General features: G+C 40.5%; 26 protein-coding genes and 2 pseudogenes. 16 read left to right on the top strand and 12 right to left on the bottom strand.

Going from position 1 to position 26,984, the window contains the following annotated elements; all coding sequences use genetic code 11:
• Nucleotides 1–13: 13 nt before the first annotated feature.
• Nucleotides 14–1,105: a 4-hydroxythreonine-4-phosphate dehydrogenase PdxA gene (pdxA, locus tag QE404_RS14435; RefSeq protein WP_307451598.1), complete on the bottom strand. Its 1,092-nt coding sequence runs from the start codon at nt 1,103–1,105 to the stop codon at nt 14–16.
• A gap of 46 nt (nt 1,106–1,151) precedes the next feature.
• Here pdxA and QE404_RS14430 point away from each other — a divergent pair, with 46 nt between their 5' ends.
• The 3 genes from QE404_RS14430 to QE404_RS14420 are packed head-to-tail and all read left to right on the top strand — an operon-like array spanning nt 1,152 to nt 3,889.
• A complete protein-coding gene (locus QE404_RS14430; protein ID WP_307451596.1) occupies nt 1,152–1,748 on the top strand; it encodes a riboflavin synthase in 597 nt (198 codons plus the stop codon).
• Nucleotides 1,735–3,189, top strand: a complete 1,455-nt coding sequence (locus tag QE404_RS14425) for a sensor histidine kinase (RefSeq protein WP_307451594.1) — start codon at nt 1,735–1,737, stop codon at nt 3,187–3,189. Before QE404_RS14430 ends, QE404_RS14425 begins: the two co-directional genes overlap by 14 nt.
• A 1-nt stretch (nt 3,190) precedes the next feature.
• Complete coding sequence (locus QE404_RS14420) at nt 3,191–3,889, top strand: tRNA1(Val) (adenine(37)-N6)-methyltransferase (RefSeq protein WP_307451592.1); 699 nt, start codon at nt 3,191–3,193, stop codon at nt 3,887–3,889.
• 35 nt (nt 3,890–3,924) lie between these two features.
• Here QE404_RS14420 and QE404_RS14415 read toward each other — a convergent pair whose 3' ends face one another.
• Entirely contained in the window at nt 3,925–4,635 is a 711-nt protein-coding gene (locus tag QE404_RS14415) for a cell division ATP-binding protein FtsE (protein WP_307453959.1), read from the bottom strand.
• A gap of 150 nt (nt 4,636–4,785) precedes the next feature.
• A complete protein-coding gene (rpmH, locus tag QE404_RS14410; RefSeq protein ID WP_076443849.1) occupies nt 4,786–4,944 on the bottom strand; it encodes a 50S ribosomal protein L34 in 159 nt (52 codons plus the stop codon).
• Nucleotides 4,945–5,177: 233 nt separating this feature from the next.
• On the opposite strand from rpmH, the gene QE404_RS14405 reads away from it, so the two are divergent.
• Complete coding sequence (locus tag QE404_RS14405) at nt 5,178–6,182, top strand: DHH family phosphoesterase (protein ID WP_307453402.1); 1,005 nt, start codon at nt 5,178–5,180, stop codon at nt 6,180–6,182.
• A gap of 167 nt (nt 6,183–6,349) precedes the next feature.
• Here the strand turns inward: QE404_RS14405 and QE404_RS14400 are convergent, their stop codons facing one another.
• The 6 genes from QE404_RS14400 to tilS form a co-directional block, all read right to left on the bottom strand.
• The gene (locus tag QE404_RS14400) at nt 6,350–7,156 is read right to left on the bottom strand and encodes a patatin-like phospholipase family protein (RefSeq protein WP_307451589.1); all 807 of its coding nucleotides are present in this window, start codon (nt 7,154–7,156) and stop codon (nt 6,350–6,352) included.
• A 9-nt stretch (nt 7,157–7,165) separates the two neighbouring features.
• Nucleotides 7,166–7,948, bottom strand: coding sequence for an alpha/beta fold hydrolase (locus tag QE404_RS14395; protein WP_307451587.1), 783 nt, complete (start codon nt 7,946–7,948; stop codon nt 7,166–7,168).
• A 9-nt stretch (nt 7,949–7,957) separates the two neighbouring features.
• The gene (locus QE404_RS14390; protein ID WP_307451586.1) at nt 7,958–8,461 is read right to left on the bottom strand and encodes a hypothetical protein; all 504 of its coding nucleotides are present in this window, start codon (nt 8,459–8,461) and stop codon (nt 7,958–7,960) included.
• Nucleotides 8,462–8,524: 63 nt separating this feature from the next.
• Nucleotides 8,525–9,049 carry a biopolymer transporter ExbD gene (locus QE404_RS14385; protein WP_307451584.1) on the bottom strand — a complete coding sequence of 175 codons (525 nt, stop codon included), beginning with the start codon at nt 9,047–9,049 and terminating at the stop codon, nt 8,525–8,527.
• A 199-nt stretch (nt 9,050–9,248) separates the two neighbouring features.
• Nucleotides 9,249–11,318 (bottom strand): protein-disulfide reductase DsbD family protein, encoded by a 2,070-nt coding sequence (locus QE404_RS14380; protein ID WP_307451582.1) that lies wholly within the window; start codon nt 11,316–11,318, stop codon nt 9,249–9,251.
• Complete coding sequence (tilS, locus tag QE404_RS14375; protein ID WP_307451581.1) at nt 11,308–12,663, bottom strand: tRNA lysidine(34) synthetase TilS; 1,356 nt, start codon at nt 12,661–12,663, stop codon at nt 11,308–11,310. The genes QE404_RS14380 and tilS overlap by 11 nt, the downstream gene beginning before the upstream one ends.
• A gap of 60 nt (nt 12,664–12,723) precedes the next feature.
• Here tilS and QE404_RS14370 point away from each other — a divergent pair, with 60 nt between their 5' ends.
• The 6 genes and pseudogenes from QE404_RS14370 to QE404_RS14345 all read left to right on the top strand — a co-directional run bounded on the left by QE404_RS14370 (nt 12,724) and on the right by QE404_RS14345 (nt 17,668).
• A complete protein-coding gene (locus tag QE404_RS14370) occupies nt 12,724–13,557 on the top strand; it encodes an OmpA family protein (protein WP_307451579.1) in 834 nt (277 codons plus the stop codon).
• 409 nt (nt 13,558–13,966) lie between these two features.
• Nucleotides 13,967–14,614, top strand: coding sequence for an O-methyltransferase (locus QE404_RS14365; protein ID WP_307451578.1), 648 nt, complete (start codon nt 13,967–13,969; stop codon nt 14,612–14,614).
• 87 nt (nt 14,615–14,701) lie between these two features.
• Complete coding sequence (locus QE404_RS14360) at nt 14,702–15,418, top strand: C40 family peptidase (protein ID WP_307451576.1); 717 nt, start codon at nt 14,702–14,704, stop codon at nt 15,416–15,418.
• A gap of 11 nt (nt 15,419–15,429) precedes the next feature.
• Nucleotides 15,430–15,894 (top strand): DUF1648 domain-containing protein, encoded by a 465-nt coding sequence (locus tag QE404_RS14355; RefSeq protein WP_307451575.1) that lies wholly within the window; start codon nt 15,430–15,432, stop codon nt 15,892–15,894.
• A gap of 27 nt (nt 15,895–15,921) precedes the next feature.
• A complete protein-coding gene (locus tag QE404_RS14350; protein ID WP_307451573.1) occupies nt 15,922–16,431 on the top strand; it encodes a hypothetical protein in 510 nt (169 codons plus the stop codon).
• Nucleotides 16,431–17,668 (top strand): annotated as a pseudogene (locus QE404_RS14345) (3-deoxy-D-manno-octulosonic acid transferase). Before QE404_RS14350 ends, QE404_RS14345 begins: the two are co-directional and overlap by 1 nt.
• Here the strand turns inward: QE404_RS14345 and QE404_RS14340 are convergent.
• From QE404_RS14340 to QE404_RS14330, 3 genes are read right to left on the bottom strand one after another with little or no spacing between them, the layout of a single operon-like run.
• Nucleotides 17,660–18,286: a deoxyuridine 5'-triphosphate nucleotidohydrolase gene (locus QE404_RS14340; protein WP_307451570.1), complete on the bottom strand. Its 627-nt coding sequence runs from the start codon at nt 18,284–18,286 to the stop codon at nt 17,660–17,662. The pseudogene QE404_RS14345 and the gene QE404_RS14340 overlap by 9 nt on opposite strands.
• A complete protein-coding gene (locus QE404_RS14335) occupies nt 18,286–19,041 on the bottom strand; it encodes a glycosyltransferase family 2 protein (RefSeq protein WP_307451568.1) in 756 nt (251 codons plus the stop codon). The genes QE404_RS14340 and QE404_RS14335 overlap by 1 nt, the downstream gene beginning before the upstream one ends.
• Nucleotides 19,042–19,083: 42 nt before the next feature.
• Nucleotides 19,084–20,061 (bottom strand): acyltransferase family protein, encoded by a 978-nt coding sequence (locus QE404_RS14330; protein ID WP_307451566.1) that lies wholly within the window; start codon nt 20,059–20,061, stop codon nt 19,084–19,086.
• A 200-nt stretch (nt 20,062–20,261) separates the two neighbouring features.
• On the opposite strand from QE404_RS14330, the gene QE404_RS14325 reads away from it, so the two are divergent.
• The 6 genes and pseudogenes from QE404_RS14325 to QE404_RS14300 all read left to right on the top strand — a co-directional run bounded on the left by QE404_RS14325 (nt 20,262) and on the right by QE404_RS14300 (nt 26,953).
• Nucleotides 20,262–20,735: a lipocalin family protein gene (locus QE404_RS14325; RefSeq protein WP_307451564.1), complete on the top strand. Its 474-nt coding sequence runs from the start codon at nt 20,262–20,264 to the stop codon at nt 20,733–20,735.
• A gap of 173 nt (nt 20,736–20,908) precedes the next feature.
• On the top strand, nt 20,909–23,722 hold the full coding sequence (gene leuS, locus QE404_RS14320) for a leucine--tRNA ligase (protein WP_307451562.1): 2,814 nt from the start codon (nt 20,909–20,911) through the stop codon (nt 23,720–23,722).
• Nucleotides 23,723–23,962: 240 nt separating this feature from the next.
• Entirely contained in the window at nt 23,963–24,826 is an 864-nt protein-coding gene (locus tag QE404_RS14315) for a MotA/TolQ/ExbB proton channel family protein (protein ID WP_307453957.1), read from the top strand.
• Nucleotides 24,827–24,894: 68 nt separating this feature from the next.
• Nucleotides 24,895–25,503: an ExbD/TolR family protein gene (locus QE404_RS14310; RefSeq protein WP_307451561.1), complete on the top strand. Its 609-nt coding sequence runs from the start codon at nt 24,895–24,897 to the stop codon at nt 25,501–25,503.
• Nucleotides 25,504–25,515: 12 nt separating this feature from the next.
• Nucleotides 25,516–26,086: pseudogene (locus QE404_RS14305) on the top strand (ExbD/TolR family protein).
• Nucleotides 26,087–26,110: 24 nt separating this feature from the next.
• Entirely contained in the window at nt 26,111–26,953 is an 843-nt protein-coding gene (locus tag QE404_RS14300; RefSeq protein WP_307451558.1) for an energy transducer TonB, read from the top strand.
• Nucleotides 26,954–26,984 lie beyond the last annotated feature (31 nt).

The raw sequence follows: 26,984 nt of genomic DNA, 5'->3' as shown, positions 1-26,984 counted from the left end.
AAATATTTGACATCTAGGCATCCTGATCCTCAGGAAGGTCTTCGTCAATTCCATTGTCCACAACCATTTTTCTAGGCTGTAGCCTGTGTGACCTGAGGTCGTTATATTCACTTCTGTTTTTAAATATTTTCACGGCTGTAAAGATAGCTTCCATAAAGCTCTGTTCATCAGCAATATTTTTTCCGGCAATATCATAGGCTACACCATGATCCGGGGAAGTCCTGATGAATGGGAGTCCGGCGGTGTAGTTCACGCCTTCCTCGTAAGCCAGTGTTTTAAACGGAGCAAGTCCCTGGTCATGATACATGGCCAATACGGCATCAAAGCTCCTATATTTATTAGGCTGGAAAAAGCTGTCTGCCGGAAAAGGCCCGAATGCCATGATTCCGTTATCCAATACCTCCTTAATCGCCGGTGCTATAATCTCAATTTCTTCGTTACCGATAATTCCGCCGTCTCCCGAGTGAGGATTAAGTCCAAGCACTGCAATTTTCGGTTTCTGGATGCAGAAATCTTCTATCAGCGTCTGGTTAAGCATTCTCAGCTGTTTTTTAATCTTTTCCTTGGAAATGTTTTCTGCAACCTGTGCAATAGGAATATGATGAGTGGAGACAGCAACCTTAAGATCTTCCGTAACCAGGAACATCAGTCCCTTTTTACTGAATTTTTCTTCGAAGTAACCTGTATGCCCTGCATGTTTGAAACCCGCTTTCATCATTTCGTCTTTATTGATCGGTGCCGTTACCAAGACATCGATTTCTCCGTTCATTAAAGCTTCCGTAGCCAATTCCAGGGACTGGATGGCCAGTTGGGTAGATTCTTCAGTAGGGGTTCCCAGTTCAACCGTTACATTATCCTTGACCAGATTAACCATATTAAGTTTACCGTCCTGCGCCTGTGATGCCTCATTGATGTAATTAAAGTTCAGATTGAGCTTGAATATGTTTTTCTGATAGGTAAATAATTTTCCCGAGCCAAAAATTACCGGAGTAAAAAAGTCCGTAATCGTTTTCTCTTTCAGCGATTTCATGATGATTTCCGGACCAATGCCGTTAAAGTCACCTATTGAAATTCCTACCCGTACCTTATGGTTTTTTGGACTCATTTTGATTATCTTTGAAGATTAAACTACAAATTTAGCAAAAAATAATATGTTCACAGGAATTATTGAAGCAGTTGGTGTAATTGAAAAGATGGAAATAAGAGGAGGCAACATTGATTTCACACTGACATGTCCTTTCACGCAGGAACTAAAAATAGACCAGAGCCTTGCTCATAACGGGTGCTGCCTTACCGTGGTAAATATACAGGATGACCGGTATGTTGTTACAGCCATTAATGAAACATTGGAAAAAACCAGTCTTTCACAATGGGAAATAGGTACGGAAGTAAACCTTGAGCGATGCGTAAAGATGGGGGGCAGGCTGGACGGGCATATTGTTCAGGGACATGTGGATACCACAGGAAAGGTAGTGAGCATAGAAAATAAGGACGGAAGTTATTTTATTACCATTTCCTATGAATCAGATGATTTTGTTACTGTCCCTCAGGGATCTATCACAGTAAACGGGATCAGCCTTACGGTAGCTAAAAGTGAAAATTCCGGTTTTTCTGTGGCAATCATTCCGTACACCTGGGAATTTACTAATATGAAACATTTGCAGATAGGTGACAAAGTTAATCTGGAATTCGATGTGATTGGTAAGTATATTGCTACCATAATAAAAAAACAGATTGGCAATGAATAAATACAAAGGATATAGCTTGAGAAACCGTGTATTTTTCGGTTTTCTTCTGGTATGTCTTTTATGTGTTGTTGCTACTTCATTGGTTCTTTACTTTGTGCTGAGGGATAACTCTCTTAAGCAAAGCAGGACAGATATGCAGGAGAAAACCAATGCCGTGATGCGGTATCTGGATTATGCGGTGAGTCGTTCCCTGATAGAAACCAAAGACCTGCCGCAGGTTTTAGGAAATAAAATCTATGAAATTGCTGATATCAATCAGCATGACATCATCATTTATGATTTGCAGGGAAACTACATCCTTTCCAATAAAGAAAGAGATATGGTCGCACAGCAAAAGATACCGGTAAACATTGTCAATAAAATCCTGAGTACTGATGCCCGGGTAGATATAAAAGGTTACGACCGTGTAAAAGATGTAAGCCTTACATCCAGTTACCTTATCCTTAAGAATAATGAGCTGCAGCCGATTGCCATTATTTATATTCCGCTTTATCATAATGAATCGGCCTATCTGGATATTGTACACGACTATGTTAAATACATTCTCTTTGTAGATATTTTCCTTATTCTTTTCAGCATCTGGGTAAGCTGGGTGACATCCAACAGTCTTGCTAAAAACATCACGAAATTTTCTGATATGATCACCAGGATCACCTTGTTTGAGAATGATATGCATCCTATCAGGTATTATAAAAATGATGAGCTCAATGCCCTGGCAAGAGCTTATAACAGGATGATCCTACAGATTCAGGACCAGAAAGAAAGACTCCGTTTCAAGGCTTCTGAAGAGGCATGGAGAGAGATGGCGAAGCAGGTCGCCCATGAGGTTAAAAACCCTTTAACACCTATGAAGCTTACCATTCAGAATTTTGAAAGAAAATTCAATCCTGAAGATCCCAGTATTACAGATAAGGTAAAGCAGATGAGCAAGACCATGGTAGACCAGATCGACCTTATTGCTACGGTTGCTTCCGCATTTTCAGAATTTGCAAAACTGCCGGAGAAAAACAATGAGGTCATTAATATTAATGCAGAAATGGAGGATATCCTGAGGGTTTTCAGTGATGATAATGTTTTTCTTCATGCCAATAAGAGCAAGATTATGATCAATATGGACAGGATCTACCTTTCCAGGATTATTACTAATCTCGTAACCAATGCAAGACAGGCGAAAAGCGATGACCGGAAGCTGATGATCAATGTGGATGTAGAGCAGCACCAGAGGAGAGTGATCATATCCGTACAGGATAACGGAATAGGCATACCTGAAAATATGTATGAGCGTATTTTTGAACCTAATTTTACTTCCAAAAACAGTGGTATGGGGCTGGGGTTAGCTATGGTCAGAAAAATGGTAGAAGATTACAAAGGCGAAATCTCCGTTAAGTCTGAAGTAGGAAAGGGCTCTACTTTTACCATTACGCTCCCTGTGAATATGTAGGATGAAAGCATTCCGTTTTAAAAACTTCGATATACAGCAGTCTCAAAATGTATTTAGGGTAGGCACTGACGGCGTATTGCTGGGTGCACTTGCGCAGGTAGAGCAGGCAAGGCATATTCTGGAAGTTGGTACCGGTACCGGATTGATTTCCCTGATGCTGGCTCAGCGGAACCCTACAGCACAATTTCTCGGTATTGATATCAATGAAGAAGCAGTGCTCCTGACCAGGCATAATTTTCAGCATTCTCCTTTCCGATCAAGGATGACCAATATGCATCTGGATTTTAAACAGTTCGTAAGCGATCATAAATTTGATGGTATTGTGTCCAATCCGCCTTATTTTGAAGCTTCAGATTCTTCCAAAGATAAAATTGCCCGGCAGACGGTGGAGCTGAATTTCCTCCAGCTGATCACCAGGTCCGCAGAATTGCTTACTGAGGAGGGGATATTTTCCGTCATTATTCCTTATGAAGCAGGCGGAAGTTTTATTGATATTGCTCAGAAGGCCGGATTATTCGTCATTAGGAAAATAGAAATCAGAGGTATGCATCAATCAAAGCCCAAAAGATTGATTCTGGAATTTTCTCTCAGTGAAAAACCTTTAACGGAACTTGATTTTACCATAGAAAAAAGTCCGAGACAATACTCGGACCAATATCTTGAACTAACCAAAGATTTTCATGTATTCAAAGGAGACTGAAATCAGGGGTTAGGATCTTTTATAGCTAATTCTAATTACTCAAATAATTCCGCAGTATTCAGTACGAATACTTTTCCGTCTTCGCAACGGATGGCTTCACCTGGGAAATTCTGAATCATATGATAATCGTGCGTTGCCATAATAACAGCTGCGCCGTTTTCCATAGCAACCTGCTTCAGCAGGGTCATGATTTCATTGGATGTTTCAGGGTCCAGGTTACCGGTAGGCTCATCAGCCAGAATAAGATCAGGATGATTCAGAAGGGCTCTTGCTATGGCTACACGCTGCTGTTCACCTCCGGACAGTTCATGAGGCATTTTGTGCTTTTTGCTTTTCATGTTAACGCTGCCGAGAACTTCATTGATGCGGTCTTCCATTTTCACTTTATCATTCCATCCTGTAGCTTCCAAAACGAATCTCAGGTTTTTTTCAACAGTCCTGTCGGAAAGTAGCTGGAAGTCCTGGAATACAATACCAAGTTTCCTTCTTAGATTTGGGATATCTGAGGCTCTCAGTTTCGCAAGATCGAAGCCAACAACTGATCCGTGTCCCGCTACCAAAGGAATATGCCCGTATAAGGTTTTCAGAAGAGAACTTTTTCCTGAACCTGTCTTACCGATCAGATAACAGAACCTTCCTTTTTTGATGTTAAGGTTAACATCAGAAAGAACAGTGAAGTTTTTTTGCGCAATTTTGGCGTGTTGCAGCTGTATGATGTTCTCTCCGGAAATATGTGTATGTGGCATAACTCAGTGGTATAAGGCTTTTCTAAAAGATTTCAGTGTTTAAAAATAAATAAAAGAAACGTAAAAGACGTTAATTTTAGTAAATTTTAACAACAAAAAATGCCTGAAAAAATACTTTTCAAGCATGATTTGTATATGATAATATTGAAATTATCTCTTAGCGCGTGATGCACTTACAGTTAATCTCTTTCTGCCTTTAGCTCTTCTCGCAGCCAAAACTCTTCTCCCATTTGGCGTAGACATTCTTTCTCTGAAACCGTGTTTGTTTCTTCTTTTTCTTTCTGATGGCTGGAATGTTCTTTTACTCATTACTATATGTTTAAATCGTAATTATGTGTTTAATTTTCAGGTTGCAAAGATATGTAATTTTTTAGAAGTTGCAAATTTTAATTATTTTTTTTTGAAATTATTTCGGTCTTCAGGATATCTGTGATTCACCCTGTTTTGCCATGCACTCCGTTCTTAATGTGTAAAAATAATATTTACGGTTGATTGAAAAGCTCTATCTTTGGAAACTCAAATTTAAAGAAATAAACATCATGATGTTTACCCCTGCAGAACTTTTAGAAATCAATACTTTACTTATTCCGGAAAACAAAATCGTTATTCTTACCCATTACAACCCGGATGGGGATGCTATAGGTTCAAGCTTAGGGCTGAAACATTATTTAAGGCAGAAAGGGATAGAGGCTAACGTAGTGGTCCCGAACGATTTTCCTAAGTTTCTGAAATGGATGCCCGAAGCCAAAAAAGCGATTATAGCTGAATACAAAAGAAAACTGGCCTTTGAGATCATCCAGTCTGCAGATGTTATTTTTTGCCTGGATTTCAATTCACCTTCAAGAATTGGCCTGTTAGGAGACTGGCTGATCAATGCAAAAGGAAAGAAGATCCTTATTGACCATCATCAGCAGCCTGAATCATTTGATTTCGTTTATTCCGATACGGTGATTCCCGCTACCTGCCAGATGGTCTATCATTTCATAGAAGCAATGGATGATGAAAAACTGGTGAACCACGATATTGCAGAATGCCTCTATACAGGAATCATGACCGATACGGGCGGGTTCCGTTTCCGTTCTACAAGTGCCACAACCCACAGGATTATTGCCAACCTCATTGAGAAAGGAGCCGATCCTTCCATGATTACCTCCAATACCTGGGATACGAATACCGTTTCCAGGCTTCATCTTCTGGCACTTATTCTCGGCAGGATAGAAGTGGTGCATGAAGGCAAAGTTGCCGTATTGTACCTCACCAGAAAAGAACTACAGGAATACGGGTTCCAGAAAGGGGATACTGAGGGCTTTGTGAATTACGGGCTGAGTATTCTGGGTGTTAAGATGGCTGCATTTTTCATGGAGGACCTGTATGATGATTTTATTAAGATATCGTTCAGAAGCAAGGATGATGTGGATGTGAACCAGTTTTCACGCAAATATTTTAGCGGCGGAGGGCATATCAATGCAGCCGGCGGAAAATCATATGAATCTTTACAGGGGACCATTGAAACCTTCAAAAAAAGGATCGAGGAAGAGAGGCTGTAAAGGAAAAGATTTGATTCAGGACCTGATCAGCCAAGCTAAATGATAATTTATCCGGGATAATTTGCGCAGAAAGTTATTCCGGAAACTACTGAATTTATTTCCAAACCTGAAATGTCCATTTAGCACAATACACACTAAAACGACCCAACTCCCAGGCATTCCAACGCTCAAACATTTCCTCCCTCTGCTCTGCGATATCCTTTTTCCTCAAGCTCCTTACAGGTGTAGGCATATACCTCATCGCACATCACATCGATGAATTTTTTATTGAACAGGCTGAATTGCGTCATTTTGGGAGGATCAAGGAAGATATCGCAATGTTTTACTTTTGAGTACACCGATTTAGCAATTGCTAAGTGTAAAATCCTGTCAAATTCTTTCATCAGGCTCATGTGGGTGAGTTCATCATAAGTAATGGAATTAACATGGGAAGCGATCAGAAAATCGCATTGGTCCATGATCGGCTCTATCGGCAGGTTATCCAGGACTCCACCGTCTACATATATCTTTTTGCCTATCCGTACAGGCGGCAGTACAAATGGGACACTGGAAGAAGCCAGAAGCGGAGCGAAAAGCTCGCCTTCTGAAAAGAAATCAACAATGCCGTGTGTCATTTCTGTGGCAGCAACATATACCGGCATGTTCAATACGTTGAAGTTGTCTTCCGGAAAATGTTCTGCCAGAAGTTTAAGAATAAAATTGGAACTGAAAATACCGTTTTTTGAAAGCCTGAGGTATGAACGGGAGAAAAAAGTGGTTTTTCTTACAATATCGAGCATCTCGTCAGGCGTTTTCCCGAATGCGTAAAAAGCAGCGATCAGCGAACCTGCACTGGTGCCGGAGATAATATCCGGCTTCAGGTTGTATTCTTCCAATGCCTTGAGTACTGCAATATGCGCAATGCCCCGCATTCCACCACCGGAAAGCGTGAGCCCGATGACCGGTTTCTTTTTCTTAAAGGAAAACAATCCCATGGTCTGTTATTAAAGCACCAGTTTTTTAGGTAAATTATGGAGCAGTTCCGTATTAATGATCTGCGCGCATATTGCTGGTTTTTCCCAATGTCCGTTGTGGCCGCAGTCCAAAATGTAAGATTTGATATTGGTACGGTCCGGCAGCCCTTTGATCACGGTTTCTGTTTTTACAGCCTGATCATGCTTTCCTGCCAGAACTAAAATTTTAGCTTCAAGAGAATCCATGATGTGTTTCTTATCTGTTCTGGCCACCATGCCCTTTACACAGGCCAGGGCACCTAGAGGATTCGTTGCCAGGGCAGTTTCCAAAGCTGTTTCTATTTTGCCTTCAAGAATATCTCTTTCATTAGGATTAAACAAATTCGGGATACCGGCTTTTACATAATGATTGAATGCATCTTTAATGATGCGGTAGCTCTTGATGCGTTGTTCCTTCTTTTCATCATCATCAGCCAGATAGCTTGAAAAGAACAAGGTCAGGCTTTTCAGGCTTTGGGGATATCGCTCTGCAAAGGCGAGGGCTGCATAGCCGCCCATGGAGTGCCCTAAAACATGGACTTTTTCCAAATGATGCAGGTCCAGAACATTTTTCACCTCCTCGGCCATGAGTTCCATCGTATGGACATCTTCCAGGATATCAGACTGTCCATGTCCCGGGAGGTCTATCTCTAAAAGTGAGAAATCTTTAGACAGATAAGGTTCCATATCTTTCCACACCGAGAGGTTTTCCATGAATCCATGCAGGAGGACCAATACCTCTTTTCCGTTTCCTTTCCTTTCAAAATTCAGCATATCTTTATTTTAAAAATGAATATCGATATAATCAACAAATCCCGAACCATTAACCATATCCTGAAGCCTGTAAGTTTTGCCGCCATCCTTGGACAAAAATGTTTTGGTGCCTTTTCTGATGTAAGGTTTTCCATCTTCACTGATATCCTGAGAGATTTCTCCCGTGAAGTTCATGTGCTTGTCCGAAACAACTGCCATAAAGCCTTTTATGGTTACGGTACTTTTACCGGATCTGATCTCTCCTGAAACATCATAATGGTCTGCTTCCCCGCTGATCTTACTGAATTCCACGGATCCCTTTTTTTTGATCAGGTTATGGGTAAATTGATGGCTTCCGCTGAAATCCTTAAACCGGTTTTTTGACCGGATGCTGTCATTTATTTTAGTTCTTGCCTTGTTGATGGAATCTATGATTTGTATACTGTCTTTCTCCTTTGAGCCGGGTTTTGCTTCTTTTTTGGAACAGGAAAAGATCAGGGCTGTAATAGCCAATACAGATAAAAGTTTTTTCATCGGTTAAAAATATCTTTATCAAAAATAAACAAAAAAGAGCATCTTTAAAAATGCTCTTAGTGGTTATTTGGTTAACTCTTCATAAACCTTCTTTTCCCAGGGCTTGATGTCTGTAACACCATACTGCTCTTTCTTGGAGATGGCGATATTGTCCAGCATGTCTACAAAGTTTTTGTAATTGGCGTCATCGGTAGGTTTGATGATGATGGTGAAAACATCTTTGTTGGGAGCATGGTCATAAGCTTCTGAAATAATCTTTGAAATATGGATCCCGTTAAAATCGGTTTCTTTAAGATTGCCTGTATTCAGATCATTGCTGTTGCTCTGATGGTAAAAAACCTTATTGTCTTTGCCGAGAATAAAAGTAACCTGGTTTTTGTCATTAATAACAACATTTTTTTTAGGATATGGATCAGGATCCTTAGCAGGCAGTCCTAAATCCATTACATTCGGTTTGGTAAAGTTGGTGGTGAACATAAAAAATGTAATTAACAGAAAGCCCAGGTCCACCATTGGCGTCATATCTACTCTGATGAGTTTTTTTCTCTGTTTGCCTCCCTGTTTGTCTTGTGCAATAATTTCAGCCATAATTGTATTTTTTAAATGTTAAACTTTTCTTATTGAACGGTAAATAAATCATATTTATTTTATTTAAAAAATGCAAATTTGATACCTAAAATAAAGGATTCATGTTTTGTGTTTAATTTTAATGTGTCCTCTGGGAGATAATTGCATTAAAAAGCCCTGTCGTTGAGACAGGGCCTGGTTATAATCTTTTGAAACAGATTTATTTGTTTTTTTTGTAATAGCTCACACCACACTCCAGGAATTTTTTAAACTTCTCCTTCTCCATATATCCTGAAACCGGGGTATTGATCACTTTTCCATCCGGAGTCAGCAGTACATAATGCGGCTGCGAATTGTTATTAAAGTTAGCTGTCTGGAACAGGCTCCAGCGGTCCCCGATGGTCTGTACTTTTTTCATTTGTCCGTCGCCAAGGTCAATTTTGGTCTTCTGGTTTTCCGGAAGTTCTTCTTTATCATCTACATAAAGTGAAGCAAGGACTACATCATTCTGAAGAATCGGAAGGATATCCGATTCGCTCCAGACGAATTCCTCCATCTTCCTGCAATTTTCGCAGCCATATCCTGTGAAGTCGATCAGAATAGGTTTACCTTCTTTTTTGGCAATTTCAATTGCGGTAAAGAAATCGTGTTCCGGATGCATGCCCAGGATACCATCCTTTTCATCATGGAAATAGCTTACATTCAGCGGAGGTAAGATTCCGCTCAGCAACTGTAGTTTAGGACGTTCGGCCGGAATAATCCCCTGGATCAGGTAGATCACAAAACCGATCCCGAGCAGCCCTATTATTTTTCTTGTCAGGGAAATCTTAGGTTTCTTATCATCATGCGGGAATCGGATCAGCCCGAAAAGGTAAATTACCAGTCCTATGGCGACCACAATCCAGATGGCGATGAAAAGTTCCCTCTTAATGAAGAATGTTTTTGAAACAAGATCCGCTTTGGAAAGGAATTTCAGGGCAAGGGCCAATTCTACAAAACCTAAAACCACCTTTACCGTATTCATCCAGCCACCGGATTTCGGAAGGCTCTGCAAAGCCTGAGGAAATAAAGCGAGAAGTCCGAAAATCACAGCCCACGCCAATCCGAAACCTGCAAGTGCGAAAGTAAGCAGCATAGGTACATTCGCTGAACCGGTAATTGCACTTCCTAACAAGCTTCCAAGGATAGGCCCGGTACAAGAGAATGAAACAATCACAAGCGTTAAAGCCATAAAGAAGATCCCGATGATCCCGCCGGCTTCCTCTGCTTTGGAAGATTTATTGGCAATAGAGCTTGGAAGGGTAATGTCATAATATCCGAAGAAGCTACCCGCAAAGAAAATGAAGATGATGAAAAATACAATATTCAGCCATACATTGGTGGATATTTCATTGAATACATTTCCTGCGATACCGTCAATCAGGTGGAAAGGTACGCTGAGCAATACAAAGATCAGCAGGATAAAGAATCCATAGATCAGTGCGTCACGCTTTCCTTTAGCCTTATTTTTATTACCCTTGGTGAAAAAGGATACTGTAAGAGGAATCATCGGGAAAACGCATGGCGTAAGCAAGGCGATCAGCCCTCCGATGAAACCCAGCAGGAGATAAGTCCAGTAATTTTCATTAATTTTTGAAGATCCTGTACCACAGTCTGTTAATGGATTCTTGATGTCAATAGACTGTATTTTTAGCTGTTTTGGATCGAGTGCTGAACTTTCTGTAACGGTAATGGTTGTCTTTGAGGGATTTTCCGTAACGGTTTCTGTTGTTGCTGCGGAATCTTTTGTTTCCGGGGTTGCCGCTGTAACGGCAGGTTCCTCAACCGCTCCTTTAGGCGTTACTTTCTGGTTGAACTCCAGGGTGTTCGGTGCAAGACACACCCGGTCGTCACAGGTCTGATACATGATTTCAGCCACAACTTCTCCGGGCTTGGCAGCATCTTTAAGTTTGAACTTCTGCTTAAACCCTGCGGAATTGGAGTAATAGACAATCGTACCACCAAAGGCTTCAGAAAACTCTTCATGCTTTTTCCCGGTTTCCGTAAACTTTCCTACCAGTTCGATATTTTTTCCGGAAACCTTATATTCAGTAGGGATTCCTGTGTCTTCAGGAAGGTCTTTGGAGTAAATATGCCAGCCGTTTTCAATTGTGGCATTCAGGACTGCTTCGTATTGGTTATTGCCTAAATCGTTGACTGTCAGTTTGAATTTTACAGGATTTTTTATCTGTGCATTAATCCCCGTAGCTAAGAATAAGAGGAATAATAAAAACCAGTTTTTAAATTTCATTTTGTCTTTTGTTAAAAATTTTGAGAATCTTATTGGTCTTCTCATCACCTTCATATCGCCTGTCCTGCCTTAAAGGAACGATTCCGAGTACGGTATTGTCACCATCGGCCAGGATCCATATTTTTTGCCTCGCTAAAATAGATAATTTTTCGTCCCTAAAAAACTTGGAAACTTTCTTTTTGCCGGAAAACCCAGACGGGAAAAATTCGTCACCATCCATCTGCCTTCTCAGTTTCAGGGGGAGCTTTAGTTTTTCTGCGTCAAAGTACCATTCAAAAGCAACATCCATTTCTTCCGTACTTTTTATATTATCTTCGAGATTAATCACCATCCGGTTTTCAGAAAAGTCAAAATTTTCAACCAGGATAACCCTATCATCGCTCTTATTATGCTTTTCATCTTCAGGAATAAAAGTAAGTTCATCCCTGTATACGGTAAGCTGATAGTCCTTTGAAAAGAAAACGCTTCCGTTTTCAGCAGTGAAAATTTTGGGTATTTCTTCTTCAGCTGTAAAACCGTATTTTTTCAGGATTTCAAATTTTACGAAATCACTTTGCCGGCTGAGCTGTTTCTTGGATAAGATTTTACAGCCTTTGTTAAAAAAAGAGATCTGTTTTTCTATCGCAGAGATCTGTTCATCCACAAAATCCTTAGCCTGGTTCAGATAAAAAATGCTTTTCCTGAAATTTCCCAGGAAATCATCATGTGTTGTCATCAGCTTCGGAACAATTTCATTTCTGATGCTGTTTCTCAGATAATCGTTTTTAGCATTGGATTTATCCTCCCGGTATTCGATCCCGTTGATCTGGGCAAAACGGTAAATCTCTTCTTTTGAAAAAGAAAGGAGCGGCCTTATGATTCCATTCGCAGAAGCAGGGATGCCGCTGAGTCCCCTGATTCCGGCTGCTTTGGAAAGATTGATGATGAATGTTTCCAGCTGGTCATTCAAGTGATGGGCGGTAACCAGGAATTCAAGTTGGTGCTGATCCTGTACTTCCCGGAAAAAGCGGTACCGGATTTCCCTTGCCCAGAGCTGGATGGAGTGCTCAGGCTTCCGGTCTTTTTCCGTAACGGTATAAAGGTGCAGGTGAATATTAAACCGGTCACAGAAATCCTGTACGACCTTCTGGTCCAGCTCCGAATCTTCCCCGCGGAGCCCATAGTTAATATGGGCAATCGCAAACCTTTGGCCCGTGAGCTTAAACAGATGGGCAAGGACCATAGAATCTGCCCCGCCGCTTACCGCCAGAAGATAGGTATGCTCTGATGGGGAAGCGACCAGGTTTTCTAACTGCTGTACAAAATTCCACTTTTCCAACATGAAACTGCCTGTTTCTTTCTGCAAAGATAATTCTTATAATTAAAATGAATTTCCATAACTTTGGTTCGTCTAAAAAGATTATTTATGAAGATTTTTAAAATTTTAGCAGCTTCTGCAATGGTGTTGGGAATGACATCTTGTATCAGTAAAAAGCAATATGATGCTTTGAGCAGCAATTACAAGCAGTGTATTGAAAATGTAGGTGAAAGACAACGGGAAATCCAGGACCTTAAAGCACAGAACTCCGCTTTAACCGGGGAAAATAATTTGCTGAAAAGCCAGCATGATGCTTTGAAATCCTCTCTGGATGCCTGTCTTTCCAATACCGGTAAAAGTTCAGCCAATATTGACAAACTGGTGGGAGAGATCAATGCTTCCAATTCATACATCAAACAGCTGATCTCCACCAATGCTAAAAACGACAGTCTGAACCTTGCTTTATCAAACAAGCTGAAAAGATCCCTGGATAATATTTCAGATCAGGATGTACAGGTGAAAGTGCTGAAAGGTGTGGTAATGATTTCCCTTTCAGATAAAATGCTGTATAAAACCGGAGATTATAATGTAATGCCTGCGGCTATGGAAGTTTTAGGGAAAGTAGCGAAAGTAATCAATGACTACGATAAATATTCTGTACTGATTGAAGGGAACACGGATAATGCTCCTTTAAGTTCAGCCAACCTGCCTAAAGACAACTGGGACCTTTCTGCTTTAAGAGCAACATCAGTAGCTAAGATTTTACAGGGCCAGTTCGGGGTTGATCCTTCAAGAATTACTGCCGGCGGACGTTCAGAATACAATCCTAAAGCGACGAACATGAGCGTTACAGGAAGAGCGGAAAACAGAAGGACAGAGATCATCATCATGCCTAAGCTGGATGAGTTCATGAAGCTGATGGATATTACGCCTAAGAAATAAATAGAGAGTTTATCCTAACGATATAAATAAATCCCGAATTGCTTCGGGATTTATTTTTTGATCAAATCGTTCTTTGTAATAAAAATGATTTGCTGCAAAAATGAATAAGATATTTCGGTCGGTTTTTTTTCTTACAGAAACAGCATTGCCCGAAGGCAATGCTTGTTTTGATTCTTAGTTAATTTTGTTTTTTTCCCCTGCATTAAGTTCCTCATTGTTTTTTACCCGTTGTTCTTTTGCAAAGGTATATCATGGAATAATACAAAACCATCCGGGTTTTTACGGTATTTTGCCTCCGGGTTTTCCCGGTTTTATGAAAAAATTGCTGCTTTTTAACCGTATTACCGTTGAGGTTATGCTCCTTCCTGCTTTTTTTAAGTACATTTGACTGTTCAAAGAATAAATTAAAATGAGCTTTTTTGAAGAGAAAAACCCGGAAATGGACCGGTACCTCGAAACCCATGCTTCTTCGGAACCGGAAATCCTGAGGAGGTTACGACGCGAAACCTATCACAAAACCACCCAGCCGCATATGATTTCCGGCTATCAGCAGGGAAGGCTCCTGACAATTATTTCCCAAATGCTCAATCCTGTGAATGTATTGGAAATAGGGACTTTTACAGGATATGCCACACTATGTCTGGCTGCCGGTCTTGCCAAGAACGGAAAAATCACCACTTTGGATATCAATGAAGACCTGGCTTATCTTCCGCGTAAATATTTTTCAGAAAGCGAATATGCAGACCGGATTGATTTCAGGCTTCAGGATGCCAAAGGATTCCTGAAAGAAACGGAAGAGGTGTTTGATCTTGTATTTATTGATGCCGACAAAGAAAACTATGCAGAGTATTTCAGGCTGATTAAGCCCAGGCTGAAATCCGGTTCTGTGGTCATGTTTGATAATGTACTCTGGTACGGGAAAGTGCTAGAAGATCAGCCGAAACAAAAAGCAACCCGGGTAATCAAGGAGCTTAATGATTTGGTTGCAAAAGACGAGGATTTTGAAAATCTTATTTTACCTTTGCGGGACGGGGTCAATTTTCTGAGAAGGAAATAAACTAAAGATTAAAGGATACTGAGATTTGGAAGTTAAGAAAAATACAGTTTTTTTTTCTCCAAATGTTTTAATCTCTAAATATCAAAGATGGATAAAGGAATTTGTATGGTTACGGTAGCACCGGTGCGTGCGGAAAACTCGGATAAGGCAGAAATCGTTACAGAGATTTTGTTTGGGGAAAGCGCGGATATTCTTGAGGTAAATAAAAACTGGACCCGGATCAGGATGCATTACGATGGATATGAAGGATGGATGGATACCAAACAGATCCGTCCGGTGCAGGAGGAAGAACTCGCCAGGCGAAAGGTAACGCTTATTACAGAAGATTTTGCTTCCGTAATGATGAAGGATGGTAAAACCCTCCTGTCCATGGGATCAGAGGTGGAATTTCCCGCAGTAGCTTCCAGGAGAAGCCATGATTTACGTGAAAGTATTGCCTTAACGGCAAGAGAATTCCTGAATGTGCCTTACCTGTGGGGCGGAAAAAGCTTTTTTGCTGTCGATTGTTCCGGTTTTACCCAGCTGGTCTATAAAATCCATGAGGTTAAATTGCCCAGAGACACTTCCCAGCAGGTTGAAGTAGGAGAATCACTCACCTTTGTTGAAGAAAGCCGGCCCGGAGACCTTGCCTTTTTTGAAAATGCCGAAGGGAAAATTATCCATGTAGGAATCATGCTGGAAAACCAGAAAATCATCCATGCATCCGGCAAAGTAAGGATCGATACGCTGGATTCTACAGGCATCTTCAATAAAGAATTAAACAAACATACACATAAGCTGAGGGTCATTAAAAATGTTTTATAAAAGAGCCTGATATGGATTCCTTATTCTTAATTTTCGATATTGTTAATCTGGGGCTTGCAGCACTTCTGTGGTGGATTACAATAAAGAATTATTCAGTTTTGCCGGACACAATTCCTACTCATTTCGATTTCGAGGGTAAAGCAGATCATTTCGGAAATAAGAAATTTTCTTTTTTACTGCCCGTATTAGCGATTGTTTGTTATATTGCTTTTGCCATCATTCTGCACTATGCCGGAGCAGGCAGTAATTCCGTAGTGATTACTGATAAGAATAGGGATGCACAGCTATTTATCATGATGTTTTTTATGAGATGGCTGCTGATGCTGATTTTTCTGATATTTCTTAATATCCAGGATTATACGATCAGATATACGGCAGATACTGATGCTAAACCAAGATTTCCTCTGATGGCTTCTGTATTTATGATTATTGCAAGCGTAATCGTTCTCTTCATTTTTGTAGGAGTATTTAAGTGACATAAACCGTTTCTAAAATAAAAACTAATGAATAAAACTCTACTTGAAATTTCACAAACTAAAAATTCAGGATTAGCTGAAGTCCTGTCTGACTGGAAAAACTATGATGACGAAACAGTGTTGCTGTGCTTTTCTGAATTAAAAAGAAGGAATGTTCCCATCAATGAGCAGATGCAACATCTGATGACAGCATTTGCGATCCATAAAGGTGTCCCTTTATCTGAACTGGAATCTGATTTTTTCAATCGTAAAGGCTTCAGTAGTTATGAAGAATATTATCATACCCAGATTCAGGTTCTGGAAAAAAGTGATGAGGACAAGGCTTATGTACAGCAAATGAGGAGAGAGAGAATTGTCCAGTTGGAAGAGATAAACAAAAAACAGGCTAAAAAAGACGTATTGTACGGAGGCTTATGGTTTGCCGGAGGCCTTCTGGTTACATTAATCAGCCTCAGCAGCGGACACGGCGGGATTATAGCTTACGGTGCCGTAATATTTGGCGGAATTCAATTTTTTAGAGGTTTAATAAACAGCTGATGTCATCTCTGTACAACATATTCATCCATCTGCTCATATTCGGGATGAAGGCATTCTCGCTGTTTAATGATAAAACTAAAAAGGGCGTTGAAGGCAGGAAGGAATCTTTGCAGAAAGTAACAATCGGCTTTCAGCACTTCTGATAAAGTGATCTGGATGCATGCTGCCAGCCTTGGTGAATATGAACAGGGGCTTCCTGTCCTTGAGCAGCTGAAGCAGCAATGGCCGGAACATAAAATACTGGTCACCTTTTTTTCTCCTTCCGGTTATGAAAATGTGGTGAAGAAAAAACATATCGCAGATGTAATCTGTTATCTTCCGTTTGATAAAAAAGATCTTGTAAAGGAATTTACATCACAGTTTCAGACCGATCTTTTTTTTACCGTAAAATATGATTACTGGTACCATCTCCTTCAGGAGTTGAAGCATCAGAAGGCTAGAGTATACGTTATTTCGGCTCTTTTTTATGACGGTCAGCCTTTCTTCACTTCCTATGGCAAGTGGATGGTTGAACAGCTACAGCAGAATGTTGACTGGTTTTTTCATCAGACCGAACTTTCATGGGCACTGGCTAAAAGCATTGGCCTTAACAGGTCTTCCGTAACGGGAGATACCCGTTTTTGACCGAGTAAAGCAATTGAGAAACCGCGATAATCATGTTAAGCATATCAGAGAATTTATCGGGAAAGATTATAAAGCGGTTGTTTTCGGAAGTTCATGGCAGGCAGAAGAGAAAATAGCCGAAGAGGTACTGCAGAGCAACCCATATGCTAAAATCATCATTGCTCCGCATGACCTGAAAAGGGTGGCGTACCTGAGACAGGTCTTTCCTAATGCTGTTTTATACAGTATGATTGACGGTTCACAGCCTGCCGATTTTTCATCCCGGGTGTTGATCATAGACAGCATCGGACTATTGTCCAGGCTTTATTCTTATGCAGATGTTGCTGTTGTAGGTGGGGGCTTTCATGATGCAGGACTCCATAATATCCTTGAGGCAGCTACTTTCGGGGTTCCCGTGCTTTTCGGGAAACATTATAAAAAGAATCCGGAAGCGGATGACCTCATTGCTGCGGAAGGCGGAAAAGCATTTGAGAAGGAAGGCCAGGCCGCAGATTTTGTGATGTTCCTTATCAATAATGAAGATGCACTTGATTCAATGGCCGGTAATGCACGGAAATTCATCGATAGCAAACCTGATGCTACCCGGCAAATCATGGAAAAAATATTATTTTAGGAAGCCCTGGTTCCTAATGTCTTTTACGATAAGGTCCATGTGATCAGGGATTTGGTCTGACCTGAGCCAGTTAAAATCAAGCCCGTTGTTGATGCAGAGTTTTTTAAGATAAGGAATACTGTGGATTTTGTTTTCAGCTTCCGTAAGTAGTGTATCGATTTCCATCCAATAATCTTCATCCAGCTTTTGTGTTAGAATCAGCGCTCTGAATATTTTATTGATGAGGTACATATGAAGTTTGTAAACCGCATCTAACCTCTGGCTGTTAAGGTCTTCACTGTAATTCAGTACTGTGTTTACCAACAGCAGGTTAAGGGAAACTTCCCCAAACTTATCGGTAGTGATTTTTACGTGTTCTGTAATTTCAGCACTTATCTTACGGATGATGCTCAGGAAATATTTGGAATTCCGGATGTATTTGGAAGCCAGCTGTACTTTTTCCCGGACAATTTCTTCCATTGCATCGCGTTTGTCATCCGTAGTTTCAGGATCTATAAGCTCAAAGTACAGTTTTTTGGACAGCAGTTTATCCTTTTTCAGGAGCCTGAAAATAAGCCGGTCCTTTTCAATGCTGGAAAATGCGCTTAAAGCGGCTTTAAATTCTTTAGAATACTCCATCAGTTAAAAAATTTAGAATACTTCATAAATCCGTTAGCGGCCCAATTGATTGTATAATAAAGTGATTTCAGGGTAGAGAAACCCATGAAATCCTTGTATACCAGATACTGATCCTTAATGATGTTTTTCTTTTTACGGGACACGCTGTTCTCCCTCATTCTGTACTTAGCCAGGGTTTTCTGTATAGGATACCCTTCAGGAATTTCCTTCAGGAGATTCAGCCACATGACATGATCTTCGCGCTTGCTTCTGATCGGAAAAAAGAATTTTCCTACCCTTTTGGTATCATACATGGTAGAGACCGGAGCCAGCCGGCAGGTTTTCAGCAGATTCTGAAAAGTAACGGGAATGTCGGCAACGAAGTCCTTCAATACAGGCTGAAGCTGTTCATTGCATCTGGAATAGTTACAGTATACCAGCTCCTTTTGCTTGTGCTCCATTGTACTGACCATAGTTTCAAGGTATTCCGGGTACCAGTAGTCATCTGAATCCAGGAATGCAATATATCTCCCCTTTGCTCTTTCTAGGCTTTTATTGCGTGCATTCCCGGCGCCTCCGTTACGGTCAAGAATCATCATTTTTATTCTCGGATCGTTATATTGCCTCAGGATTTCCACCGTACGGTCTCCGGAAAGGTCGTCTGTAATGACCCATTCCCAGTTTTCATAGGTCTGGCTGAGAACGGACTGGATGGTCTCTTCTATAAATTCCGCAGAATTGTAACAGGGAGTGATAATGGAGACGAGTTCTTTCATACTGTGGAGTCTGTAGTCAATATTTGGGGTAATGCCGTAAAATTATAAAAATCTTTTTTCATACAGGTGCCAGGAAGCGATCCCTATGGCAATCACTACCAGCATGCAGACAAAACTCATCAGGAACGGATTATAATGCTCGAAAAGGCCTAACGTAGTAAATGTCCTGATAATAGGGAAGTGGAAGATATAAATTCCATAGGTAAAATCCCCGTATTTTCCGAAATTGTTCAGAAAACGGAATGAGTAGGCAATATAAAGGACGATAATACTGATCATGATGGGCGAGAAAAGCCTGATGTTAAAGATCAGGTCGATCCATACCGTAACCATGGCAATGATGAAAAGAATGTTTTTGTTTTTTATAAAGGTATCGAAGTTGAAATAAATCAGCATTCCTCCAATGAAGTAGCACAGGGAACCGGGGATCTGCCTGGAAAGTTCTGCGTGTCCGGTCAGCCGGAAATAATTCAGGTATACGAGGGAAAGGAAATAGAGTACAATAAGGCTGGTATTCCTGTATTTATTATTTTTTCCGAACAGTAGAAATATCAGGGGAACCGCAATATAAAAGCATACTTCGATTTTAAGTGTCCATAAGGCTCCGTTCACTGCTCCGTTACCGAATACGCCGGGAAGATATGGAGCCATAAAATTCATGAACAGGGAATTCCAGAATAGGTATTTGTAAACCTGCGGGTGGGCAAAATATTCGGGAATGGAATATGTACTTACCAGGCTGAGCAGAATGGCACAGAGAAAGACAACCAGCAGATAGGCGGGCACGATCCGGTTGAACCTCTTTTTGGCATAGCGTAATAAGGTGGATGTTCTTTCATAGCTTCTGGCAATAAGAAAACCACTAACAATAAAGAAGGCAAAAACGGCAATCTCTACAGGGCTGTTTTCAAGAAAGGCAAGTTCTTTCGAGGCACTGAGGGTGCCCAGGTGACCCAGGAAGACAATAAACGCGAGGAGAACACGAATGAAGTCAAAATTATTTTTCGTAATATCTTGCATTTGTATTTATTTCTTTGCAAAAATAACTTTTTTACGGTAAGGTATACCGCTCACCGGCTTCAATATTTATTAAAGACCGGTAATATTGGGATTCAAGACCTGTAAATAATCAGAAATAAACCGATGTTGAATAAATTTTGATAAAATATTATTAATTCAATCAAAAAAATCATAATTTTAGCGCTTGAAAAATTTGATACATGAAGAAATTAGCATTACTATTTGCAGGCCTGTCATTATTTGTAGCTACGGGATGTAACGATGATGACAACACCACCATGGAATATCCGATTGTAGGCACATGGCAGCCTGTAAAACAAGTGGTAACCGTTGTTCCTGCTTCAGGTACTCCTGTTTCAGACGGGATTTCTTTTGATACAACCTGCCAGAAAACTTCCAGATGGATATTCAAAGAAGGGAATACAGGTAAAAGGACCGATAATGGAGACAGCGCCACGCCGGGCCAGTGTCAGGCTACTTTCGACCGTAACTTTACATATACTTATGACAAAAGCAGTAAAGCGATTGAAATGAAATATCAGGGAATTGTAGCACCGGACAAAGGAAAAGTGGTTACCTTAAATGATACGACCCTTAATATAGCTTTTGAGGATACTACGGATCCTAACGAATATAAATCAGTAACCTATACCTTGAAGAGAATCCCTCAATAAGGAGCAGGTGATAGCATACCAGTCAAAATCTCATCCCCGGATGGGATTTTTGCTTTTATATTGATTTAATTTAAAATTAAATTTCGATTTCTTTTAAAATTATTATTTTTGTGCATCTTGATTTCAGAATTTAATATCTGGCTTCAGGCTTAACATCTAATATCTACAACAAAGTGTTTTACGATCATCAGCAGATAGAAAAAAAGTGGCAGAAATACTGGGAAGAAAACCAAACTTATAAAACTTCCGATACTCCAGAAAAACCTAAATTTTATGTTCTCGACATGTTCCCGTATCCTTCCGGTGCAGGGCTGCATGTAGGACATCCGCTTGGGTATATCGCTTCGGATATTTATGCACGGTATAAAAGGCATCAGGGATTCAATGTACTTCATCCGGTAGGATATGACAGTTTCGGGCTGCCTGCTGAGCAGTATGCCATCCAGACCGGGCAGCATCCGGCCGTAACTACGGAACAGAATATTACACGGTATGAAGAACAGTTGAGAAAGATAGGCTTTTCTTTTGACTGGAGCAGGGAAGTGCGGACTTCAGACCCTTCATATTATAAATGGACACAATGGATTTTTATCCAGCTGTTCCATTCATGGTACAATAAAACTGCCGATAAAGCAGAATCAATTGAGACCTTGGTACAGCATTTTGAAGCTAAAGGTACCCAGGGACTGAATGCCCAGCAAAATGACGAGCTTGAATTCACTGCAGAGGAATGGAATGCTGCGTCTGAAATAGACAAAGAAGATATCCTGCTTAATTACCGTCTCGCCTACAGAGCGGAAACCACAGTAAACTGGTGCCCGGCGTTAGGAACAGTTCTGGCAAATGATGAGGTGAAAGACGGAAAATCTGAAAGAGGCGGGTATCCGGTGTATCAGAAAAAGATGATGCAGTGGAGCATGAGGATTTCAGCGTATTCAGAAAGGCTTTTGCAGGGGTTGAATACCCTTGACTGGCCACAGCCTCTTAAAGATGCCCAGGAATACTGGATCGGGAAATCACAGGGGGCACAGGTGAAATTCGGTGTGGAAGGCCACAATGAAATTATTGAAGTGTTCACCACCAGGCCCGATACTATTTTCGGGGCGACATTTATGGTATTGGCTCCGGAGCATCCTCTGGTAGATACCATTACAACGGCAGAACAGAAATCGGAAGTTGATCATTATATAGAAGAAACATCCAAGAAAACGGAACGAGACAGGATGGCTGATGTAAAAAACGTGAGCGGTGCCTTTACAGGAGCATATGCGGTAAATCCGTTCAGCGATAAGGCGATGCCGGTTTATATCTCAGACTATGTTTTGATGGGCTACGGAACAGGAGCTGTAATGGCGGTGCCGGCCCATGATGAGCGCGACCACAGATTTGCGAAGAAATTCAATCTGGAAATAAAGAAGGTCGTGGAAACGGATGAAGACATCCAGGAAAATGCTTTCGATTCCAAGGATTCCGTTTGTGTAAACTCTGATTTTTTAAACGGGTTGAGCTACAAGGAAGCCAAAGCCGTAATCATTACCGCAATTGAGAAAAAAGCTATCGGAAACGGAACAACCAATTACCGCCAGAGGGATGCGATCTTTTCAAGGCAAAGGTACTGGGGTGAACCTGTTCCTATATATTATAAGGATGGGATGCCGTATACATTACCGGCTTCTGCATTGCCTCTTGAACTACCGGAAGTGGAAAAATACCTTCCTACAGAAGATGGGGATCCGCCTTTGGGTAATGCAAAAATGTTTGCATGGGATGAGGTGAACCAGAAAGTGACGTCTACAGACCTTATTGATGAGAAAGCGGTTTTCCCGCTGGAATTATCTACCATGCCGGGCTGGGCGGGAAGCTCATGGTATTTCTTACGGTATATGGACCCGCACGATGATGAGGCGTTTGTTAAAAAAGAACTGGCGGAGTATTGGGGACAGGTAGACCTTTATATCGGAGGAAGCGAGCATGCCACAGGGCACCTGCTGTATTCCCGTTTCTGGAATATGTTCTTAAAAGACAGGGGATACATCAGCCATGATGAGCCTTTCCAGAAGCTGATCAACCAGGGGATGATTCTTGGGATGAGTGCTTTTGTGTATAGAGTTGTAGGCACAAATCAATATGTTTCTAAAAATCTTATAAATAATTATATAACTCAGGTATTACATGTAGATGTATCTTTATTAAAAGGAACTTCCGATGAACTGGATACTGAAGCATTCAAAACCTGGAGGCCGGACTTCGCGGATGCTGAATTTATACTGGAAGACGGAAAATACATCACTGGCCGCGAAGTGGAAAAAATGTCCAAGTCCAAATACAATGTGGTCAACCCGGATGATATCTGCAAGGAATACGGAGCAGACGGATTGAGATTGTACGAAATGTTCCTGGGACCTCTTGAACAATCCAAACCATGGAATACCCAAGGGCTGAGCGGAGTCTACGGTTTTCTGAAAAAATTCTGGAACCTTTATTTTAATGGCGAAGTTTTTGAAGTGTCTGATGAGGAACCGACAAAAGCGGAATATAAAGTACTGCATACCTTAATAAAAAAGGTAGTATATGATATTGAACATTTCTCATTCAATACTTCTGTATCGTCATTTATGATCGCCGTTAACGAACTTCAAAAAATAAAATGCAATAAGCGCAATATTTTAGAACCGTTGTCCGTTATCATTTCTCCATATGCACCGCATATCTGTGAAGAACTATGGAGCCTGCTGGGGCACGAAACTTCCATTGAGTTTGAACCGTTCCCGGCATTGAATGAAGACTATCTGGTGGAAGATGAAATTGAATATCCGGTAAGCGTAAACGGTAAAATGAAATTCAAATTGCCGTTGTCTGCTCAGTTATCGGCGAAAGAAGTGGAGGAATTGGTGATTCAGGATGAGAAAATACAACAGATTCTGGAGGGCAAAACCCCTAAAAAAATCATTGTAGTGCATCACCGGATCGTAAATATAGTAATTTAAATAAAAGTTAATATTGGTGATTTAAAAAAAATGTTGTCTTAAATTTTATGATTTTTTAATGTATTTTTGAAAATGAGAAAATATTATTAAAAATACACATGATAATTGAAATATCGGAATCGTATTGAAATTTCTTTGTCAAAAAAAAGTAAAATGTTTATTTAAGACTCTTGCATTTTAATTAATTTTGCCTTTAATTTACATCCTGTAAAATTTTAAAACAATATAATTTAGTTAAATATGGAAATGAATGTTTCAAAAAATGATGAGCAAGTAGTTGCTAGAAAAGCGGGAGGTTTAAACCCAGCTGTAATTATTCCTATTCTGTTTTTAATAGGAGTTGCTATTTATTTATTCGTTCTTGGTAATCCAGGAAATTTCAAGGATGCAGGTAAGCTGGGAAGTGGCTCTGTAGCTTTTTCAAGTGTTGAGGGGAAGGACATTCACCCAGAATCGTTTTTAGGAATTATCTACAAAGGAGGGGTAATTGTACCTATCTTGATTACATTTATGATCACTGTAATCGTTTTCTCTTTTGAAAGATATTTCGTGCTTAGCAAAGCTGCCGGAAAAGGAAACTTAGACAACTTCGTTATCCAGGTAAGAAACCTGTTGAACCAGAACAGAGTTGACGAAGCTTTGGAAGAGTGCGACAGACAACAAGGATCTGTAGGTAATGTTGTGAAAGAAGGTCTTACTACATACAAAGCCCTTTCTCACGATACTACATTAAACAAAGAGCAGAAGATGGTAGCGCTTAACAAAGCCATTGAAGAAGCTACTACTCTTGAAATGCCAATGTTAGAAAAAAATATGATGATTCTTTCTACATTAGGTACTGTTGCAACGTTAGTAGCACTATTAGGAACTGTAATCGGGATGATCAAGGCATTCTTCGCGTTAGGTTCAGGAGGTGGTACTCCGGATGCTGCTGCACTTTCTACAGGTATCTCCGAAGCATTGATCAACACGGCTTTAGGTATTGGTACTTCAGCAATCGCAATCATTCTTTACAACTTCTTTACTTCTAAAATTGACGGATTAACTTATAAGATCGATGAGATCGCTATGAGCATCCAGCAGTCTTTCGCTGAATTCAACTAAGAATCGGCAGGAGATTGGCCATCCATCCAATCATCAAAAGAAGTTTAATCAAAAAATCATAAATAATAATGGCGAGAGTCAAACCTAAAAGACATGGAGTAGTGACGGATATGACGGCAATGTGTGACGTTGCGTTCCTGCTGCTTACATTCTTTATCCTGACCACTCAGTTTAAAAAGCCTGACGTGGAGCAGATTAAACCGCCATCTTCAATATCAGAGAAGTTACTTCCAGATGCCAGCTTGATGACCATCAACGCGACACCAGACGGGAAATTCTATTTCCAGCCGGTAGAAAATGCATCAGAAAGATTACAGCTTTTAGACAATATGGGTAAAAAGTACGGAATTACTTTTGACAATAACGAAAAGGCTGCATTCCAGAAAGTACAGGCAATTGGGGTTCCTATGAACCAGCTGAAGAGCTATCTCGATTTGTCAGATGAGGAGCAGAAAAATTTCAAGAGTCCTACCGGGATTCCTATGGATAGTACAAATAAGCAATTAGTAGATTGGGTACAGCAGAGTCTGAGCGTTAATCCGGATTACAAACTAGCAATCAAAGGAGACGTTACTACCCAGTATCCTAAAGTTAAAAGCTTATTTGAGGGTTTAAGAGATATTGATTTTCTTAAATTTTGGTTGATTACATCACAAGAAGGTAAACCTAATGAATAATATCGTTTAGAAATGGCAGAAGTACAAGTACAGGAAAAAGGCGCCAAAGGCCGGTAAGGTACGCTCCAAGAAGCAGAGTACCAGAGTTGATATGACTCCGATGGTGGACTTGGGTTTTCTATTGATTACCTTCTTTATGTTTACCACGACATTCTCTAAACCGAATGTTATGGATTTGGGTCTTCCGGCAAAACCGAAAGATGAAACCAAAAAACCACCTCCGACAGAAATTAAACTTTCAAACTCCATCTCTTTATTATTAGGTAAAGACAACAGGATTTTCTGGCATCAGCAGGATAATACATCCCTGACAGACCAGAACCTTAACGAAACTACCTTCGACAGAGACGGAATCCGAAAGGTGATTGAGCAGGCAAAAGCCAATGCAGCTGATAAATCGAAATTTACCGTAATTATCAAGCCAACTGACGATGCCGTATATAAGAACTTTGTAGACATTCTTGATGAAATGGCCATTACCAAAAGTGAGCAGTACGGGGTTACTGACCTTAAACCATGGGAAAAAGCTATTTACGATAGAAAAGTGGGTAACACAGGAGCTGCAGCAGCTGCTACAAAGTAATTTAATCCATTAAATTGTAAATCTATGGCAGATGAAAATGTATACAATTCCAATCTTACTTTAGATGAAATTGTATTTGAAAATAGAAACAAGGAGTATGGTGCGTATGATCTGAGAAGTCAGTATCCTAAACTTCTGACAAAATCTTTTATCATCGGGACTGCGTTATTTCTCGTTGCGGCTTTATCTCCTTTTATTTATCTTACCATTCAAAGGCTTAATGCCCCTGAAAAGCAGGAAGTTAAGGCGGATCTTGTAGAGGTCCTTCAGGAAGATAAAATTATAGAGCAGCCAAAAGAAGAAGAACCACCACCACCACCGCCTCCAAAGGAAGAGGAGAAAATTGAAATTATCCAGAACGTGGTTCCTGAGCCGGTAAAGGCTCCTAAAATTGAGACACCACCACCGCCAATTTCCAAGCAGTTGGAAACTACAACGGGTCTGGTAAATCAGGAAGGGGTGAAGGCTCCTGCTTATACGCCACCACCACCACCGCCATCTACAGGAACAAGAACTTCCACTGCGGAAGTTAAGCCTCAGGTAAGCGATACTCAGGTATATACGGAGGTAGAGCAGACAGCTGAGTTCCCTGGAGGAATCAATTCCTTCAGAAGTAAAGTGGCCAGCAACTTTGACGGTTCAGCCATGAACGGTGATGAAGGTACAGTAAAAGCTGAAGTAACTTTCGTAGTAGAAAGAGACGGAAGTATTACTGATGTTAAAGCTTCAGGAGGAAATTCAGACTTTAACGCTGAAGCGGTAAGAACAATCAAATCTATCAAAAACAAATGGACTCCGGCTAAGATCAACGGCCAGGCTGTACGTTATAGATTCAGATTACCGTTAACAATGAATTTTGAAGGATAATTATTATCCTATCTTTAAATAAAGTTTAAAA

The sequence above is a fragment of the Chryseobacterium camelliae genome (genome assembly GCF_030818575.1).
In the GTDB taxonomy this organism is placed as follows: domain Bacteria; phylum Bacteroidota; class Bacteroidia; order Flavobacteriales; family Weeksellaceae; genus Chryseobacterium; species Chryseobacterium camelliae_A.
This window is presented reverse-complemented; position numbering and strand designations above follow the sequence as displayed.